General features: G+C 68.8%; 18 protein-coding genes. 6 read left to right on the forward strand and 12 right to left on the reverse strand.

Translation table 11 applies throughout. From position 1 onward, the window contains the following. Nucleotides 1-102: 102 nt before the first annotated feature. Complete coding sequence (locus OG746_RS00905; RefSeq protein WP_266710783.1) at nt 103-1,353, forward strand: PTS transporter subunit EIIC; 1,251 nt, start codon at nt 103-105, stop codon at nt 1,351-1,353. 75 nt (nt 1,354-1,428) lie between these two features. On the opposite strand, the gene OG746_RS00910 is transcribed toward OG746_RS00905, so the two are convergent. Then, a complete protein-coding gene (locus tag OG746_RS00910; protein WP_266710785.1) occupies nt 1,429-2,181 on the reverse strand; it encodes an MBL fold metallo-hydrolase in 753 nt (250 codons plus the stop codon). Nucleotides 2,182-2,579: 398 nt separating this feature from the next. On the opposite strand from OG746_RS00910, the gene OG746_RS00915 reads away from it, so the two are divergent. Next, nucleotides 2,580-3,023: a type II toxin-antitoxin system PemK/MazF family toxin gene (locus OG746_RS00915; protein WP_266710787.1), complete on the forward strand. Its 444-nt coding sequence runs from the start codon at nt 2,580-2,582 to the stop codon at nt 3,021-3,023. Between the two features lie 101 nt (nt 3,024-3,124). On the opposite strand, the gene OG746_RS00920 is transcribed toward OG746_RS00915, so the two are convergent. The 7 genes from OG746_RS00920 to clpS all read right to left on the reverse strand — a co-directional run bounded on the left by OG746_RS00920 (nt 3,125) and on the right by clpS (nt 7,892). Then, nucleotides 3,125-4,075, reverse strand: a complete 951-nt coding sequence (locus OG746_RS00920; protein ID WP_266710789.1) for a PLP-dependent cysteine synthase family protein — start codon at nt 4,073-4,075, stop codon at nt 3,125-3,127. 8 nt (nt 4,076-4,083) lie between these two features. Further along, nucleotides 4,084-4,362, reverse strand: a complete 279-nt coding sequence (locus tag OG746_RS00925) for a MoaD/ThiS family protein (RefSeq protein ID WP_266710790.1) — start codon at nt 4,360-4,362, stop codon at nt 4,084-4,086. Nucleotides 4,363-4,479: 117 nt separating this feature from the next. Next, on the reverse strand, nt 4,480-4,581 hold the full coding sequence (locus OG746_RS45415; protein WP_323179532.1) for a putative leader peptide: 102 nt from the start codon (nt 4,579-4,581) through the stop codon (nt 4,480-4,482). Nucleotides 4,582-4,685: 104 nt separating this feature from the next. Next, nucleotides 4,686-5,102, reverse strand: coding sequence for a M67 family metallopeptidase (locus OG746_RS00930; RefSeq protein ID WP_266710792.1), 417 nt, complete (start codon nt 5,100-5,102; stop codon nt 4,686-4,688). Nucleotides 5,103-5,188: 86 nt separating this feature from the next. Continuing rightward, nucleotides 5,189-6,625 carry an amino acid permease gene (locus OG746_RS00935; RefSeq protein WP_266710794.1) on the reverse strand — a complete coding sequence of 479 codons (1,437 nt, stop codon included), beginning with the start codon at nt 6,623-6,625 and terminating at the stop codon, nt 5,189-5,191. 333 nt (nt 6,626-6,958) lie between these two features. Next, nucleotides 6,959-7,564 carry a DUF2017 domain-containing protein gene (locus OG746_RS00940; RefSeq protein ID WP_266710796.1) on the reverse strand — a complete coding sequence of 202 codons (606 nt, stop codon included), beginning with the start codon at nt 7,562-7,564 and terminating at the stop codon, nt 6,959-6,961. A gap of 10 nt (nt 7,565-7,574) precedes the next feature. Then, entirely contained in the window at nt 7,575-7,892 is a 318-nt protein-coding gene (clpS, locus tag OG746_RS00945; RefSeq protein ID WP_266710798.1) for an ATP-dependent Clp protease adapter ClpS, read from the reverse strand. Between the two features lie 80 nt (nt 7,893-7,972). On the opposite strand from clpS, the gene OG746_RS00950 reads away from it, so the two are divergent. Both OG746_RS00950 and OG746_RS00955 read left to right on the forward strand, forming a co-directional pair. Continuing rightward, on the forward strand, nt 7,973-9,301 hold the full coding sequence (locus OG746_RS00950) for a nicotinate phosphoribosyltransferase (protein ID WP_266710800.1): 1,329 nt from the start codon (nt 7,973-7,975) through the stop codon (nt 9,299-9,301). A gap of 114 nt (nt 9,302-9,415) precedes the next feature. Further along, a complete protein-coding gene (locus tag OG746_RS00955) occupies nt 9,416-10,006 on the forward strand; it encodes an isochorismatase family protein (protein WP_266710802.1) in 591 nt (196 codons plus the stop codon). A gap of 44 nt (nt 10,007-10,050) precedes the next feature. Here OG746_RS00955 and OG746_RS00960 read toward each other — a convergent pair whose 3' ends face one another. After that, the gene (locus OG746_RS00960; RefSeq protein ID WP_266710804.1) at nt 10,051-10,377 is read right to left on the reverse strand and encodes a hypothetical protein; all 327 of its coding nucleotides are present in this window, start codon (nt 10,375-10,377) and stop codon (nt 10,051-10,053) included. A 124-nt stretch (nt 10,378-10,501) separates the two neighbouring features. Then, complete coding sequence (locus OG746_RS00965; RefSeq protein ID WP_266710806.1) at nt 10,502-12,910, reverse strand: immune inhibitor A domain-containing protein; 2,409 nt, start codon at nt 12,908-12,910, stop codon at nt 10,502-10,504. Between the two features lie 314 nt (nt 12,911-13,224). Between OG746_RS00965 and OG746_RS00970 the strand changes: the two genes are divergently transcribed. Further along, nucleotides 13,225-13,521, forward strand: coding sequence for a hypothetical protein (locus OG746_RS00970; RefSeq protein ID WP_266710808.1), 297 nt, complete (start codon nt 13,225-13,227; stop codon nt 13,519-13,521). 36 nt (nt 13,522-13,557) lie between these two features. Here the strand turns inward: OG746_RS00970 and OG746_RS00975 are convergent, their stop codons facing one another. Together OG746_RS00975 and OG746_RS00980 are read right to left on the reverse strand one after the other, a co-directional pair. After that, the gene (locus tag OG746_RS00975; protein ID WP_266710810.1) at nt 13,558-14,211 is read right to left on the reverse strand and encodes an RDD family protein; all 654 of its coding nucleotides are present in this window, start codon (nt 14,209-14,211) and stop codon (nt 13,558-13,560) included. Between the two features lie 106 nt (nt 14,212-14,317). Next, nucleotides 14,318-15,751, reverse strand: a complete 1,434-nt coding sequence (locus OG746_RS00980) for an RDD family protein (RefSeq protein WP_266710812.1) — start codon at nt 15,749-15,751, stop codon at nt 14,318-14,320. A gap of 233 nt (nt 15,752-15,984) precedes the next feature. Between OG746_RS00980 and OG746_RS00985 the strand changes: the two genes are divergently transcribed. Then, nucleotides 15,985-16,464 carry an SsgA family sporulation/cell division regulator gene (locus tag OG746_RS00985; RefSeq protein ID WP_266710814.1) on the forward strand — a complete coding sequence of 160 codons (480 nt, stop codon included), beginning with the start codon at nt 15,985-15,987 and terminating at the stop codon, nt 16,462-16,464. Nucleotides 16,465-16,473 lie beyond the last annotated feature (9 nt).

Raw genomic sequence — 16,473 nt, forward strand, 5'->3', positions numbered from 1 at the left:
ATTGCCGTGGGAATCAAGGGTTCCTTATCCCACCTTCACCGTGCTACAACAGGTCTACACCACTGAGTGGTGTAGACCATCTGCTTTTCATGGAGGAAGTTGATGAGCACCGCCAGCGCTACGGCGGCCCCCGCAAAGAAGCGGGGTTCCGGCCTTTTCCAGGGCCTCCAAAAGGTGGGCCGCAGCCTGCAGTTGCCGATCGCGGTGCTTCCTGCCGCCGGCATCATGGTGCGGCTCGGCGCCGATGATGTCTTCGGCAAGGACGGTCTGGACTGGGGCACTGTCGCCACGGTCTTCGCCAACGCGGGTTCGGCGATCACCGACAACCTGCCCATCCTGTTCTGCATAGGCGTGGCCATCGGCTTCGCCAAGAAGTCCGATGGCTCGACGGCGCTCGCCGCGCTCGTCGGCTTCCTCGTCTACAGCAAGGTCCTCGAGGCCTTCCCGGTCAGCGAGGCCGTCGTCAAGAAGGGCGAGGACGTCGCCGCCGTCTACAACAACCCCGGTGTCCTCGGCGGCATCATCATGGGTCTGCTGGCGGCCATGTTCTGGCAGAAGTACCACCGCACCAAGCTGGTCGACTGGCTCGGCTTCTTCAACGGCCGCCGGCTCGTCCCGATCATCATGGCCTTCGTCGGCATCATCGTCGGTGTCTTCTTCGGCCTGATCTGGGAGCCCATCGGCGACGGCATCACCAGCTTCGCCGAGTGGATGACCGGCCTCGGCGCCGGTGGCGCGGGCCTGTTCGGCCTGATCAACCGTGGTCTGATCCCGATCGGCATGCACCAGTTCGTCAACACGGTGGCCTGGTTCCAGCTCGGTGACTTCACGAAGCCCGACGGCTCCGTCGTGCACGGTGACATCACGCGCTTCCTCGCGGGCGACCCGTCGGCAGGCATGTACCAGGCCGGCTTCTTCCCGATCATGATGTTCGGCCTGCCGGCCGCCGCCATCGCCATCGCCCACTGCGCGCGGCCCGAACGCCGCAAGGCCGTGATGGGCATGATGGTCTCCCTCGCGCTGACCTCGTTCGTCACCGGTGTGACCGAGCCGATCGAGTTCACGTTCATGTTCATCGCGCCGCTGCTGTACGTGCTGCACGCGGTCCTGACCGCCGTCTCCATGGCGATCACCTGGGGCCTCGGCGTCCACGCGGGCTTCAACTTCTCGGCGGGCTTCATCGACTACGCCCTGAACTGGAACCTCGCGACCAAGCCATGGCTGATCATCCCGATCGGCCTGGTCATGGCGGCCCTCTATTACGTGGTGTTCCGCTTCGCGATCATGAAGTTCAACCTCACCACTCCGGGCCGCGAGCCCGAGGAGGAGGTCGAGGACCTCACGAAGGCGTGAGCCCCTCCCCCGTGTGACCGTACGACGAGGAAGGCCCCGGAACCGTGTGGTTCCGGGGCCTTCCTCGTACGGCTCTCAGACCGTGTACGTCACTCCGGGCGCGGCCAGCTCGACCGGGCCGTCGTACACCGCGCGCGCGTCCGCGAGGTTCACCTGCGGGTCGGTCCACGGCGGGATGTGCGTCAGGACGAGCTTGCGGGTGCGGGAGCGCTGCGCCGCCTCCCCCGCCTCCCGGCCGTTGAGGTGCAGCGCCGGGATGTTCTCCTTGCCGTGCGTGAACGCGGCCTCGCACAGGAACAGGTCGCTGTCCTCCGCCAGTTCGTCCAGCGCGGCGCACGGTCCGGTGTCCCCGGAGTACGTCAGGGAGCGCCCGCCGTGCTCGACCCGGATCGCGTACGACTCCACGGGATGGCACACCTTCTCCATGCGGACGGAGAACGGCCCGATCTCGTACGAACCCGGCTTCACGGTGTGGAAGTCGAAGACCTCGCTGAACGCGGAGGCCGAGGGCGTGTCGGCGTGCGCGGTGGTCAGGCGCTGCTCGGTGCCCTCGGGTCCGTAGACGGGCATGGGGGCGCAACGGCCGCCGTCGTGACGGTAGTAGCGCACGACGAAGTACGCGCACATGTCGATGCAGTGGTCCGCGTGCAGATGCGAAAGGAAGATCGCGTCGAGGTCGTAGAGACCGACGTGGCGCTGCAGCTCGCCCAGGGCGCCATTGCCCATGTCGAGGAGCAGCCGGTAGCCGTCGGCCTCGACGAGGTAGCTCGAGCAGGCCGAATCCGCGGACGGGAACGACCCCGAGCAGCCGACGACGGTGAGCTTCATAGGAGCTTTCAACCTCCGCGCTGGCGGTCGGAAATGCGGGGTGGAGCCACGGGCCGTGGGCCGGGGCCTGTGCCGGGTCCTGTGCCGAGTTTCCCGTCGTCCGCCCGAAGGGCGGGCCCCGCGGCGTCTGGTGCGTACGATCGCAAGGCGCCGGAGCGTCCTAGTAGCGGAGCTACTCGGATGTTTCGGCAACGCCGCGAGCGTGCGTGCCAGACGCCGCGGGGCAGACGGGAAACTCGGCACAGGACCCGAGGGGGTCAGTCGAGCGTAAGGCGCAAAAGGGCGGGTGGCTCCTCCGTCACGGGCTGTTGTGGGCGAACTCACCTGCGCTGTCACCGGTTCGGAGGGCTTCGGGGCCGCGGAAGCACCCCGCGTGTCACCCCGGTACCGTCATGTCCATGGACACGTCCTGGTGGCTCGCGCTCGCTGCCGTCGTACTGCTCGCGCTCGTCGCGACGCTGGTCGACGGGTGGGGGCGCGGCACGCGCCATCGCCGCCGGGAGCGGCATGTTCCGCGGGATGCGCACGCCCGTGGGCCCGAGCCGGGTGACATCTGGTGGGCGATGGTGCCGTACGAGGACGGGCCCGGCGGGAAGGACCGGCCGTGCCTGGTCCTGTCGGTGCGGCGCGGGGTGGCCACGGTCGCCAAGATCACCAGCCGGTATCACGACGAGCGGCCGGGGGTTATCGCGTTGCCGCCCGGGACCGTGGGGGATGCGCGGGGGCGGGCGAGCTTTCTGGAGACGGATGAGCTCCGCTCGGTGCCGCTGAGCGACTTCCGTCGGCCGGCCGGGGTGATCGATCCGGGGTTGTGGGATCAGGTGCGGCACCTGGGCCACTAGGCATGGGTGAGCCCCTCCGGCGTTACGGTCCTGGGGCTCTGCCCCAGACCCCGCTTCTCAATCGCCGAAGGGGCTCAAAATGACGTAGCTGGCCCGAAAGGTCACGCCCAGAGCTGGCCGTGCAGGACCTCGATCGCTTCTTCCGTCGTCGCGGCCGTGTAGACGCCCGTCGACAGGTACTTCCACCCGCCGTCGGCGACGACGAACACGATGTCGGCGGACTCCCCCGCCTTCACCGCCTTCTTGCCCACCCCGATCGCGGCATGCAGCGCCGCCCCCGTGGAGACACCCGCGAAGATGCCCTCCTGCTGGAGGAGGTCACGCGTACGGGTCACCGCGTCGGCCGAGCCGACGGAGAACCGGGTCGTGAGCACCGACGCGTCGTACAGCTCGGGCACGAACCCCTCGTCGAGGTTCCGCAGCCCGTAGACGAGGTCGTCGTAGCGCGGCTCCGCGGCGACGATCTTGACGTCGGGCTTGTGCTCGCGCAGATACCGGCCGACGCCCATGAGCGTGCCGGTGGTGCCGAGCCCCGCCACGAAGTGCGTGACGGACGGGAGGTCGGTGAGGATCTCCGGGCCGGTCGTCGCGTAGTGCGCGCCCGCGTTGTCCGGGTTGCCGTACTGGTAGAGCATCACCCAGTCCGGGTGCTGCTCGGCCAGCTCCTTGGCGATGCGGACCGCCGTGTTGGAGCCGCCCGCGGCCGGCGAGGGAATGATCTCCGCACCCCACATGGCGAGCAGGTCGCGGCGCTCCTGCGAGGTGTTCTCCGGCATGACGCAGACGATGTTGTAGCCCTTGAGGCGGGCGGCCATCGCGAGCGAGATGCCGGTGTTGCCGGAGGTGGGTTCGAGGATGGTGTCCCCGGCCTTGATCCGGCCTTCCTTCTCGGCCTGTTCGATCATGTGGAGCGCGGGGCGGTCCTTGATCGAGCCGGTCGGGTTGCGGTCCTCCAGCTTCGCCCAGATCCGCACGTCGTCGGAGAGCGAGAGCCGCGGCAGGCGCACCAGGGGGGTGTTGCCCACCGCGGCCAGCGGGCTGTCGTAGCGCATGAGCCCGCTCAGCGCATTCCGCCGGCCACGGCCGGCAGGATCGTGACGTTGTCGCCGTCGCTGAGCTTGGTGTCGATGCCGTCGAGGAAGCGGACGTCCTCGTCGTTCAGGTAGACGTTCACGAAGCGGCGCAGCTTGCCGTCGTCCACGATGCGCTCGGCGATGCCCGCGTGCCGGGAGTCGAGGTCGGCGAAGAGTTCCTTGAGGTTCTCCCCGGCGCCTTCGACGGCCTTCGCGCCGTCGGTGTAGGTGCGGAGGATGGTCGGGATGCGGACCTCGATGGCCATGCTGGGCTCCTGTCGGGAGTCGGAAGTCTGTGGGTGGGCGCGCCTGGGCGCGGGCGTTTCCGGTCAGGTGCGTGGGTGGCTGGAGCCGCGGGCCCTCGGCGGGTACGGCGGTCCGGCTCAGCGCGGACAGATGGCGCTGGCGAGGCGGCACAGGTCGACGTGCAGCCGCGCCACGAGCAGCATGCCCGGCGTCTTTTCGCTCACGTCGTGGGAAACCATGGGCTCATCGTATCGATTCCCGGTCCGGATCCCGGAATGTGATCTCACCATGCGGTCGAAATGCGTCCGGCAATTGAGAACTGCATGGTCGGGAGGGGTGTCGATCAGGCGGTGATCTCGACCTCTTCCTCGGTGATCTCGCCCTCGACGATGCGGTACGAGCGGAACTGGAAGGGGCCCGCGTCGTCGGTGTCCGCGGTGGAGACCAGCACGTAGTGGGCGTTCGGCTCGTTCGCGTACGTGACGTCGGTGCGCGAGGGGTACGCCTCGGTGGCCGTGTGCGAGTGGTAGACGACCACCGGCTCCTCGTCGCGGTCGTCCATCTCGCGGTAGAGCTTCAGCAGGTCACCGGAGTCGAACTCGTAGAACGTGGGCGACCGGGCGGCGTTCAGCATCGGGATGAAGCGCTCGGGGCGGCCCTCGCCGACCGGACCCGCGATGACGCCGCAGGCCTCGTCGGGGTGGTCCTTGCGGGCGTGCTCGACGATCTGGTCGACCAGGGACTGGGAAATCTTCAACATGCGGCCAGCATAAGCAAGTGGGCCCCTCTGTACCGGAGTGCGGTACAGAGGGGCCCACCTGGTGAGACGGGGTGCGTCGGTTGCGCTTAGTTGCGCTTCGCGAAGGCGGCGCTCTCGGGGTTGCGCTTCTTCAGGAAGAAGTACGAGACACCCAGGATCGCGGCCCAGACCGGAGCGGCGTACAGGGAGACGCGCGCGTCGGGGTCGATGCCCATGAGGACGATGACGAGGAAGATGAACGCCAGCGCGAGGCCACTGACCCAGACGCCCCAGGGCGCGCGGAACTCGGACTTCGGGAGCTCACCGCGGTCGGACTTGAGGCGGTAGCGGATCTGGCAGATCAGGATGACGATCCAGGCCCACATGCCGGAGATGGTGGCGAAGGAGACGACGTAGTTGAACGCCTCGCCCGGCCACTGGTAGTTGATCCAGACGCCGACCAGCATCATCGCGGCGGAGAACGTGGTGCCGATGACCGGCAGACCGTTCTTGCTCAGCTTGGTGAAGAAGTTCGGGCCCTGGCCGTTCTGCGCGAGGTCGCGCAGCATGCGGCCGGTGGAGTACATGCCCGAGTTGCAGGAGGACAGCGCGGCGGTCAGCACGACGAAGTTGACGATGGCGGCGCCGATGCCCAGGCCCATCTTGTCGAAGGCGTGGACGAACGGGCTCTCGCCGGCCTTGAAGGACGTCCACGGCACGACCGAGAGGATCATGATCAGGGCGCCGACATAGAAGACGGCGATGCGCCACGGCACGGTGTTGATCGCCTTCGGCAGGACCTTCTTGGCGTCCTTGGCCTCACCCGCGGTGACGCCGACGAGCTCGACCGCGAGGAACGCGAACATCACCATCTGCAGGGTCATCAGCGTCGAGCCGATGCCGTTCTCGCCCGCGAAGAAGCCGCCGAGGTCCCACAGGTGCGAGATGGAGGCCGTGTCACCGACGTCGGAGAAGCCGATGGTGAGGATGCCGGCGCAGATCAGGATCATGCCGACGATGGCGGTGACCTTGACCGTGGAGAACCAGAACTCCAGCTCACCGAAGAGCTTCACGGAGATCAGGTTGGCGCCGTAGAGGATGACGGTGAAGACGAGTGCGGACACCCATTGCGGGATGTCCCACCAGAACGTCATATAGGTGGCCGCCGCGGTGACCTCGGTCATGCCGGTGATGACCCAGAACAGCCAGTACGTCCAGCCGGTCGCGAAGCCCGCGAAGGGGCCGATGAACTCGCGCGCGTACTCCGAGAAGGAGCCGGACACGGGTCGGTACATGAGGAGCTCGCCGAGAGCCCGCATGATGCAGAAGATGACCACGCCGGCGACCGCGTACGCCAGGATCAGGCTGGGCCCCGCCTTGGAGATGCCCTTGCCCGCACCGAGAAAGAGGCCGGTCCCGATGGCGCCGCCGATGGCGATCATCTGGATCTGCCGGGCCCCGAGTCCCCGCTTGTAACCCTCGTCGGTCTCGCCCTGCGCGGCCTCATTGCCGTCGTGCTGCTCGTCGACCTGCACTGAGGTCATGATGTGCGCCTTTCTCCATGCCGATCCGTGCCGTACTCGGCTCGGATCGACTGTGACGATCCTTTGGGGTCTGGGCCCCTGGATGGATGGAGCTTGTGCCTACCGGCGGTCGGCCGGTCGGGGCGCCCTCTGACTGGACAGGGGTGGCGTCCGTCAGGTGGTCGTGAAGATTTATCACGGCGTTCATCGGGGTCGGCCGAGACGCGTGTGGCGTACGCCACCAGCAAAAGGGGACAAAACAAATCACCGCGCCGCAATGTGGGTGGGTGCGGTGACGGGATCGTTATACGGATTTGAGGGCCCGCTGAGCGAACAGGCCAACCTGACCGACGGTCAGGCCGTCAGGGTCTCGACGAGGGTCTCCTGCAGCCCGCCGAGCCACAGATATGCCATCACCATCGGCTTGCGTGCGTCGTCGTCAGGGAGCCGGTAGAGGAGGTCCGTGTCCTCCTCGTCGGTGATGTCGAGGCGGGTGCCGATCGCGAGGCGCAGATCGTTGAGCGCGCGCATCCACTGGATGGACTCGCTCTGGGACAGCTTGAGGACCGCTCCCCCGTCGCCCGCCGGGCTCAGCGTGTCCAGCGTGCGGATCACCGCGAGGGCGTCCTCGCGCTTGCCGGCCCGCAGATCGTTCTCGGTGAAGCGGCGGAACTCCGAGGAGTGGGCGCGCAGCTCCTCGGCGTCCTCGACGCTCTCACCCTCGCCGCCCGGACCGCCGTACGCGTCGGGGAAGAGGCGGCGCAGCACCGCGTCGGAGGGCGGTTCGCTCGGACCCTCGGCGAAGAGCTCCGCGAGCGGGTCGTCGCTCACCTCACCGCCGGGTCCGGGCCCGATCAGCTCCAGGAGCTGGACCGCCAGCGAGCGGATGATGGAGATCTCGACGTCGTCGAGGGCGACGGCCGCGCCGCCACCGGGGATCGGTTCGAAATGTCCTGGCATCGGGATGCTGCTACTTCCGATCCTGTTGAAGCGTGGCCCACAGGCCGTATCCGTGCATCGCCTGCACGTCGCGTTCCATCTCTTCGCGGGAGCCGCTGGAGACGACGGCCCGGCCCTTCTGGTGCACGTCCATCATGAGCTTGGTGGCCTTGTCCTTGGAGTACCCGAAGTACGTCTGGAAGACATACGTCACGTAACTCATGAGGTTCACCGGATCGTTGTGGACGAGCGTGATCCAAGGGGTGTCCGGCTCGGGGACGACGGACGCGTCCTCCGTCGTCTCGGGCCTTTCGATCTCAAGGGGTGCTGGAGCCGTCACAGGGCCCATGCTGCCACCACCACCCGCCCCACGCACAAACGGACGCAGAAATCGTCACCCTGACGCTAATCGGGGGTAGCATCAATCCTATGAACACAGCGGACCTGGGCCTGCCGGTGGACGTTCCGTCGACGGCGCTCTTCACCGACCACTATGAGCTGACGATGCTGCAGGCGGCCCTGCGCGGGGGCACCGCCGACCGGCACTCGGTCTTCGAGGTCTTCACCCGGCGACTGCCCGAGGGTCGCCGCTACGGCGTCGTCGCGGGCACCGGGCGCGTCCTGGACGCCGTCGAGAACTTCCGCTTCGACGCGGCCGTGCTCGACTTCCTGCGCGAGCGCGACGTCGTCGACGAGCCGACGCTCCAGTGGCTCGCGGACTACCGCTTCTCCGGCGACATCTGGGGCTACCCCGAGGGCGAGGTCTACTTCCCCGGCTCCCCCGTGCTGCGCGTCGAGGGCTCCTTCGCCGAGTGCGTGCTCCTGGAGACGGTGATCCTCTCGATCCTCAACCACGACTCGGCGATCGCCGCCGCCGCGTCCCGGATGTCCTCGGCCGCCGGCGACCGGCCGCTGATCGAGATGGGCGCGCGCCGTACGCACGAGCTGGCCGCCGTGGCCGCCTCGCGCGCCGCGTACGTGGGCGGGTTCGCGACGACCTCGGACCTGGCGGCCGGATTCCGGTACGGGATCCCGACCGTCGGCACCAGCGCGCACGCCTTCACGCTGATCCACGACACCGAGCGGGACGCCTTCCGGGCCCAGGTCGACTCCCTGGGCAAGGGGACGACGCTGCTCGTGGACACGTACGACGTGCAGGAGGCGGTCGCGACGGCCGTCGAGATCGCGGGGCCCGAGCTGGGCGCCGTCCGGATCGACTCCGGCGACCTGCTGCTCGTCGCGCACCGGGTGCGCCAGCAGCTGGACGAGCTGGGCGCCGAGAACACCAAGATCGTCGTCACCTCCGACCTCGACGAGTACGCCATCGCCTCGCTCGCCGCCTCGCCCGTGGACGCGTACGGGGTGGGTACGCAGCTGGTGACCGGGTCCGGGCAGCCCACCTGCTCCATGGTCTACAAGCTGGTCGCGCGCGCAGAGTCCGCCGATCCGAAGGCGCCGCTGGTGCCCGTGGCGAAGAAGTCGGCGGGCGGGAAGACCTCGATCGGCGGCCGCAAGTGGGCCGCGCGCCGGCCGGACGCGGACGGGGTCGCGGAGGCCGAGGTCGTCGGCACGGGGGCCGTCCCCGAGGAGCTGGCCGACCGGCAGCTCCTCGTCGAGCTGGTCAAGGGCGGCGAGGTGGTGGCCCGTGAGCCGCTCGACGCGGTGCGCGAGCGGCACATCGCGGCGCGCGACCGGCTGCCGCTGTCGGCCACGCAGCTGTCCAGGGGCGAGCCGGTCATTCCGACCGAGTACGTCTGAGGCCGTTTGGGGCCGTCCGGGGACGGACGGCCCTCTCGAGCGCCCCCCACGCCCTCTCCCGCAACGCACTTGAAGCTTCTACGCTCGTAGTCTCCAAGCAGAAGGACAGCAATCATGCGTCGCGCCCTGATCGTCGTGGATGTGCAGAACGACTTCTGCGAGGGCGGCAGCCTCGCGGTGGCGGGGGGTGCCGATGTCGCTGCCGCGATCACCGATCTCGTCGGGCAGACCGGCGGCGGTTGCTACCAGCACGTCGTCGCCACGCGTGATCATCATGTCGATCCCGGTGAGCACTTCTCGGAGGCGCCGGACTTCGTGCACAGCTGGCCGCGGCACTGTGTCGCGGGGACCGAGGGGGTCGGGTTCCATCCGAACTTCGCCCCCGCGGTGGCCTCCGGCGCGATCGACGCGGTGTTCGACAAGGGGGCGTACTCGGCCGCCTACAGCGGGTTCGAGGGGGCGGACGAGAACGGGGTGCCGCTGGAGGAGTGGTTGCGGCGGCGGGAGGTGTCCGAGGTGGATGTGGTCGGGATCGCCACGGATCACTGCGTGCGGGCCACTGCCGTGGATGCGGTGCGGGCCGGGTTCCGTACGAAGGTGTTGCTCGACCTGACCGCCGGGGTGGCGGCCTCCTCCACCGAGGCGGCGCTCGAGGAGCTGCGCTCGGCCGGCGTCGAACTCACGGGCAAGCCAGTCGTGGCCTAGGTCGCGGGGCTCCGCGCCTCAAACGCCGGCGGGGCTGGATGGGCTCAGACGCCCGACGGGCTCACTCTGCCCGGCAAGAGGGTGCGTATGGGGTGCCAGAGTTCGCCGGATCTTGTGTCCGGGGCCGTACGCCAGATCAGGCCGTCCGGGTGGTGGAGGACCGCCGTTATCTCGTCCGGGGTCGGTGGCTGGGCGTTGCCTCTGAGGTAGACCGCGCGCAGGCCCAGATTGCGCAGGCGGGTCAGGGCGCGGGCCCGGTTCGTGGCGTGCACCAGGAACCGTACGGCGCCGTCGCCGGGGCCTGGCGCGGGCAGCGTCAGAGCGACCACCACGGTGCCTCCCGGCAGCTTGCAGAACCCTCCTGCGGACATGACTGTCACACCCCCGTGGGACGTAGTGTCAATAAGGAACTCACAGGACGCACCTAAACACGACCGGCCGCGACCCCGCTAGAGGGTCGCGGCCGATACGTTTCTGACCTGCGGTTTTGCCGTGCTACTTGGCCGAGGGGCCCACCTTGATCGTCATCGAGGAGCCGTCGAGCGGCTGCTTCACGATGCTGATCTTGGTGTTGGTGTCAGTTGTGCGCACGCTTCCCGTGGGGTTCTCCTCGTACCAGTACGTGCCCTTGTGATCGTCGAAGACGGGGACGCCGGCCTGCGCCGGGATCTTCGTTTCGACGCCCAGCTTGTGGAGCTTCATGCCGGGGACCGGGTAGCGGCCGAAGGCGGCGTCGTACGGCGTGATCTTGTTGGTGATCAGCTTGCCGTCGGACCACTTCAGCGGCTTCGCGTGCGCGTCGACCGGGAGGATCAGACCCTTGCCGGGGTGCTGGCCGACGTTGTTGTTGCGCTGCGAGGTGTCCCACTGCCAGACCATGAGGCCGGGGCGGTAGGAGTAGTGCTCGACCCAGTTCTGCTTGGCGCCGCCGTCACGCCAACCGAAGTTGTACGGGCCGGACTTGAGGGTCTTGTCGTAACTCACGTACTGGCGGTTCTCGGCGAGGTAGAACTGCGGGTAGTCGCCGGAGATCGAGGCGCCGACGCGGGAGAAGCCGCGCGTGGTCCAACCCGCCTGCTCCGTCTCGGCGTTGTCGGAGAAGAGGGTCGCGCCGTCCGCCTTGACCGTGAAGTTGTCGAAGGCGAAGCCCATTTGGGCCACTCCGCCGTCGGTCTTGTAGCGGAAGCGGACGTCGATCTTCTGGCCGGCGTAGGCGTCCAGCGGGTAACTCAGGTGCTGGAACTTGCCGTTGGTGCCCGTGAGGGCCGGCTTGTCGCCGCCGTCGCGCGGGAGGGGCTGGCCGTCGGCGGTGCCGTCGATGGTCTTCCAGCTCGCGCCGCCGTCGGTCGACACCTGCGTGTACAGGTAGTCGTAGTCCTTCTCGATGTCGTACCAGCCGTCGAGTTCGAGGGCCGCCGATGTCTTGCCGGTCAGGTCGACCGTGCGCGAGAGGGTGTTGTCCAGGTCGTCGCCGTAGTCCGACCACCACTGCTTCGCGCCCTCGGTGGGCTTCACGATGTCCGTGGTGACGTTCTTCTTCGGCAGTTCGACGACGAGCGCCTGCTTGAGCTTGGTGTTGTACTCCGAGACACCCAGCTTGTGCGTCGACTTGGTGGCGGCCTTCGCCTTGTCGTAGTTCAGCCAGCCGAGCTGGAGCTTGTCCCAGGCCGTCATGTCGCCCGGCATGTCGCCGATCGAGTCCTTGCCGGTGCCGAGCCAGGAGCCCGCCGACATCAGCGACCAGAAGCCGACCGAGTTCTCGCCGGTGTACGTCGTGTCGTACAGGTCCGGCAGGCCCAGGTCGTGGCCGTACTCGTGGGCGAAGACGCCGAGGCCGCCGTTCTCCGGCTGCATCGTGTAGTCGCCGACCCAGATGCCGGTGTCGCCGATCGGGGTGCCGCCCGCCTTGAAGCCGGACGGGCCCGTGTCGCCGTCGTCGCGGGAGAAGGCGTAACCGCGGTGCGCCCAGAGGGAGTCGCCGCCCTGCGCGCCGCCGCCGGCCGAGCCGTCCTCGCCCGCGTGGACGATCTGGAAGTGGTCGATGTAGCCGTCGGGCTCGTTGAAGTTGCCGTCGTTGTCGTGGTCCGTGCGGTCCCACTGGTCGTACTGGGCCATGTCGGCCTTGATGTCGGCGTCCGACTTGCCGGCCGCCTTCTGCTGCGCGACCCAGGCGTTGACGCCGTCGCGGACCAGGTCCTCGACGTTCGGGCAGTTGTCGGCGCCGCAGTAGTTGGAGCCGTAACGGGCCTCGTTGTACTCGACCTTGACCCAGTCGGAGACCTCGCCCTCGACCGAGTAGCGGCCCGATGAGGTCTTCTCGTAGTACGTCTTGAGGGACTCGGCGCCCTTGCCGGAGGCGGTTTTGCCGTCGCCGAAGTAAAGGTCCTTGTAGTGCTGGGAGTTGTAGTCCTTCTGCCAGGCCGTGCTGTTGTCCTTGGCACGGTCCGGCTCGGCTATCCGGTTGTGCAGCGGGCCCGGCGTGCCGCCGTACTTGGGCTTCAGCTCGTCGGTGTCGTCGTCCGCGCGGTCGACCAGAGTGGTGTTGTCGACCTTGTCGCCGAACTCGGTCAGGATCGTGAAGATCTTGTCCGTGCGCTCGCGGCCCAGCTCTACGTACTTGCCCTTCGACAGCTCCACGACCTTGGAGCCGTGCTTCTCCTGGACCTTCGAGTCGCCCTGGAGGACCTGCTGCAGCGCCGCCTGCCGCTGCTTCTCCTGCTGCTTGCTGAACGGGCCGTCGAAGACGTGGCCCTTGCCCCCGTACGTCTTTCCGTCGGCGGTCGCGCTCGTCCTGGCCGGGGTGTCGGCCTGAGCGGTGGTCGCCGCGAGCGAGCCCGTGGCCGCGGTGGCGGCGAGGGTCGCGAACACGGCGACCGATCTCAACGCCCGTCTCTTGGTGGTCACTTGAGTGGTCCCCTCCTCCGTGGCGTGAGCGCCACGCGTCACAAGTGACGTCATTTGACCGGAGGTAGAGAAGAAATAATAGACCTTGACTGAGACATTCACTTTGCACTATGCAGAGCGATTGGTTCGGAATACGGACGGATCGACAGCGCCCGCTCCATGGGCAACAGGCGCGCCCTGCCGTCCACTTGGCGGACCCGGTGACTCCGTGCGCCCCCCATGCTCCTGCGGCAATGCTTAGGGCATGCTTACCGGGTGCTCTGCTCGGGCACAGGTCCGAATAGTCCCCCGATGTCACGAGGACGGATCTCACCATGCCTCGCCCGACTGTCGCTCAGCTCGCCTACGGTTCGGCCACCGTCGTCTGCTCCACCATCGCCATGGTCCTGCTGTCCCAGACCGAATCGGGCCCCGGTGTCCCGGTCATCGCCGTCTCGGCGCTCATTCTGGGACTGTTCGTGGCGATGTCGGTGCCGACCCGCAAACGAGATCCCGAGGCCGGACCCGGCTCCGCCGAGGAGCGGGTGCCGGCGCAGCGCCTCAGCACCAGGGTCCCCTCCCCCTCGGCCTCGGCCGAGGCCTCACGCGCACGCGAACCGGCGGGCCCGTGAGACACGGACCCGCCGGTTCGCCGGTGTGGACTTCTGTCAGGCGGCGCTGACCACCACGGTTTTCGCCGCCTTGTCGTGCAGACCCTGCTTGTAGGGCTTGTCGAAGAAGCTCCAGCCGCCGCAGATCGCTGTCCAGATGCAGGCGCAGCAGAACACCGCGGGCACCCACAGGACGACCGCGCGCAACAGGTTGGTCTGCATGCTGGGCGTCGCGCCGTCGCTCAGGTTGGCGACGCGCAGCTTCAGCCACTTCTTGCCGAGCGTCTGCCCGGTCTTCGCCGTCATGATCGTGTCGTAGCCGACGTAGAGAATGGCCCCGATCAGCGACTGGGCGAGCCGCTTGCCCGCGTCCATCTCGTCGGTGTCGATGTTGTACTGGCCGACCCCGAAGATCCACGACAGCAGGCCCACCACGATCGCGATGAGGATGATGTCGATGATCCGCGCGAGGACGCGCTTGCCGCTGTCGGCCAGCGGCGGCATCCCCGCGAGCGGGTCGGCGGCGCCGTAGCCGCCACCGTAGGGATCACCGCCGTACGGGGGCGGTGGCGGTGGTGGGGGCGCCGAGTCGTAGGGGTTCTGGGAGTTGTCGTACGGCGAGCCGCCGCCCTGGTCGTTGGGCGGCGGCTTACGGAACGGGTCGTCGTCCGGCGGCTGGCCGGACCCGGAGGGCGGCGGTTCGGTGCTCATGGCCCGAGTGGAACGCGAACCCCGCCGCCGTGCACGTGGCGGGCCGCCGTCCGGATGACCCTGCCGTCAGTCGGATGACTCTGCCGTCGGTCGGACGACCCTGCCGTCAGTCGGCCGCCACGAACGTGCCCGCCGCCTTGTCGTGCAGGCACTGGCGCCACGGGCGGTCGAAGGCGCCCCACAGGACGCCGAGGACGCCCACGACGAGGACGCCGGGCACGCTGTACGCGATCCAGCGCTTGAGGGCCGAGACGAACGTCGGGGCCTCGTGCTCCTCGATGTCACGGACCGTCAGGCCGAGCAGCTTCTTGCCGAGGGTGTAGCCCCACTTCGAGGTCGGCAGCGCCTCGTAGAGCGTGCCGACCACGAGCAGCACCGCGAGCACGATGCCCAGGTACATGCCGGTCGTGCCGTCGAGCAGCCAGACCGTGACCTGGTGTCCCGAGGCCTTCGCCTCGTCGATCTTGCCGTTGATGTGGTCGGCGGCCTTGGTGCCGAGCGGTACGGCGGCGATCGCGGTGACCGCGCCGACGACGACCGAGTCGATGAGCCGGGCCGCGAGCCGCTTGCCGAGGCTTGCCGGGCGGGCCGCCGCCGCGGCCTGCGCCGCGGCGAGGAACGGGTCGGTGGCGACCGGCTTGAACGGCGTCACCGGACCGTTCGGGTCCGCGGCGGGCGCCTGACCCTGGGCCGGGCCTTGTCCCTGCGCCTGCCCCTGGCCCGCCAGCTGGTGCACCTGCTGCGGCCACGAAGGGGAGCCGCCGCCGGGCCCCTGCGTCATGGGGCTCTGGAGGTGCGCCTGCGCCTGGGGCGGCTGCTGTTGTTGCGGCTGCTGGGGCTGGTGCTGCTGCGGCTGCTGTTGCGGGACGTTCGGCTGGGCCGGGGCGGCCGGGGCCTGCGGAGCCGGCTGCGGGTTCAGGCCCGCGCGGGCCTGCGCCTGGGACTGGCCCGGCGTGGCGGACCCACCGCCCTGCCCGCTCTGCCCGCTCTGCCCATCCTGCTTCGGCAGCGCGCGGAACGCCATCGTGCCGTCGGCGGGGGCCTGCTGCCCGCCTCCCGGCTGCTGCATGGCGCGGAGCTTGACCGTGCCGTCCGTGCGGTCCGGCGGCGGGGCCGCCTCCGGGGAGGCCTGCTCGGGGGTCTCGGCGCCCGGGGCCGCGCCCCAGGAGACCCTGTTCGCCTGCTCGGTGCCGAAGCCCGTCTGCCGGGCGGTGTTGGCCCCCCAGGCGGACGCGGGCTCGGGAGCCGCGGGTGCGCCGTGGTCCGAGGGCCCCATCTCCGTACGGATGGAGGGCTCCTCGTCGAGGAAGACGGGTCCTGTCTCCTCCGCGGGAGGGGGCTCGGACACCGAGTTGGGGGCGGGGGCGGCACCCCCACCGGGCGGGGCCGGAAGGGATTGTCCGTCGGAGGGGGCGGGGCGGCTGGTGCCCGGGACCCACGCAGCCCCGTTCCAGTACCGGACATATCCGGGAATGGACGGATCGGGGTAGTAGCCTTCGCGGGGCCTGTCGTCACCGGGGGCCGGGGTTGGCGCACTCATGTCCGTCGTCCCGTATCTGCTCGGGGGTCTTGTTGTGGGTTCCACATCTATCAGACCGCCGCGCCCGCCCGTGCCGCTCCACCGTTACGGACCACTTTTCGGGGAACGTGACGCCCCTTGTCGGAGAGCGGAGAAATATCTTCGTCGAACTCGCGTAATGCTCCCGGCAGATCGCGCTCTCACCTTCCAACGGGCCCGCTCCGGACCCGTACGACGGAGAGGAAACGCACGACATGCACACCGTGGTGGAACGCGAACTGGAACTGAAGCTCGTGCTCTCGCCGGAGCGGAGCATCCCCGTCCCGGCCCGACTGTCCTACCGAACCGACGATCCCTACGCCGTCCACATCACGTTCCACATCGGCTCGCACCACCCGGTCAACTGGACGTTCGCCCGCGAGCTGCTCGTGGAGGGGGTGTTCCGGCCGTGCGGGCACGGGGACGTGCGGGTGTGGCCGACGAAGGTGGACGGGCGCAGCGTGGTTCTGGTGGCGCTGAGTTCGCCGGACGGGGACGCGCTGCTCGAGATGCCGACCACGCAGGTCTCGGCCTGGCTGGAGCGGACGCTGCGGGCGGTGCCGCCCGGCACGGAGACGGATCAGCTCGGCATCGACGACGCCTTGGCCGAGCTGCTCACCACGGCCCCGGCCGCCGACGACCTGTACCTGTGCGACCCGTGGCCGGGGGACGAGTCGTCCTCCGACGACCTGTGAGGGGCCCGG

Source organism: Streptomyces sp. NBC_01016 (assembly GCF_026341035.1).
GTDB lineage: Bacteria > Actinomycetota > Actinomycetes > Streptomycetales > Streptomycetaceae > Streptomyces.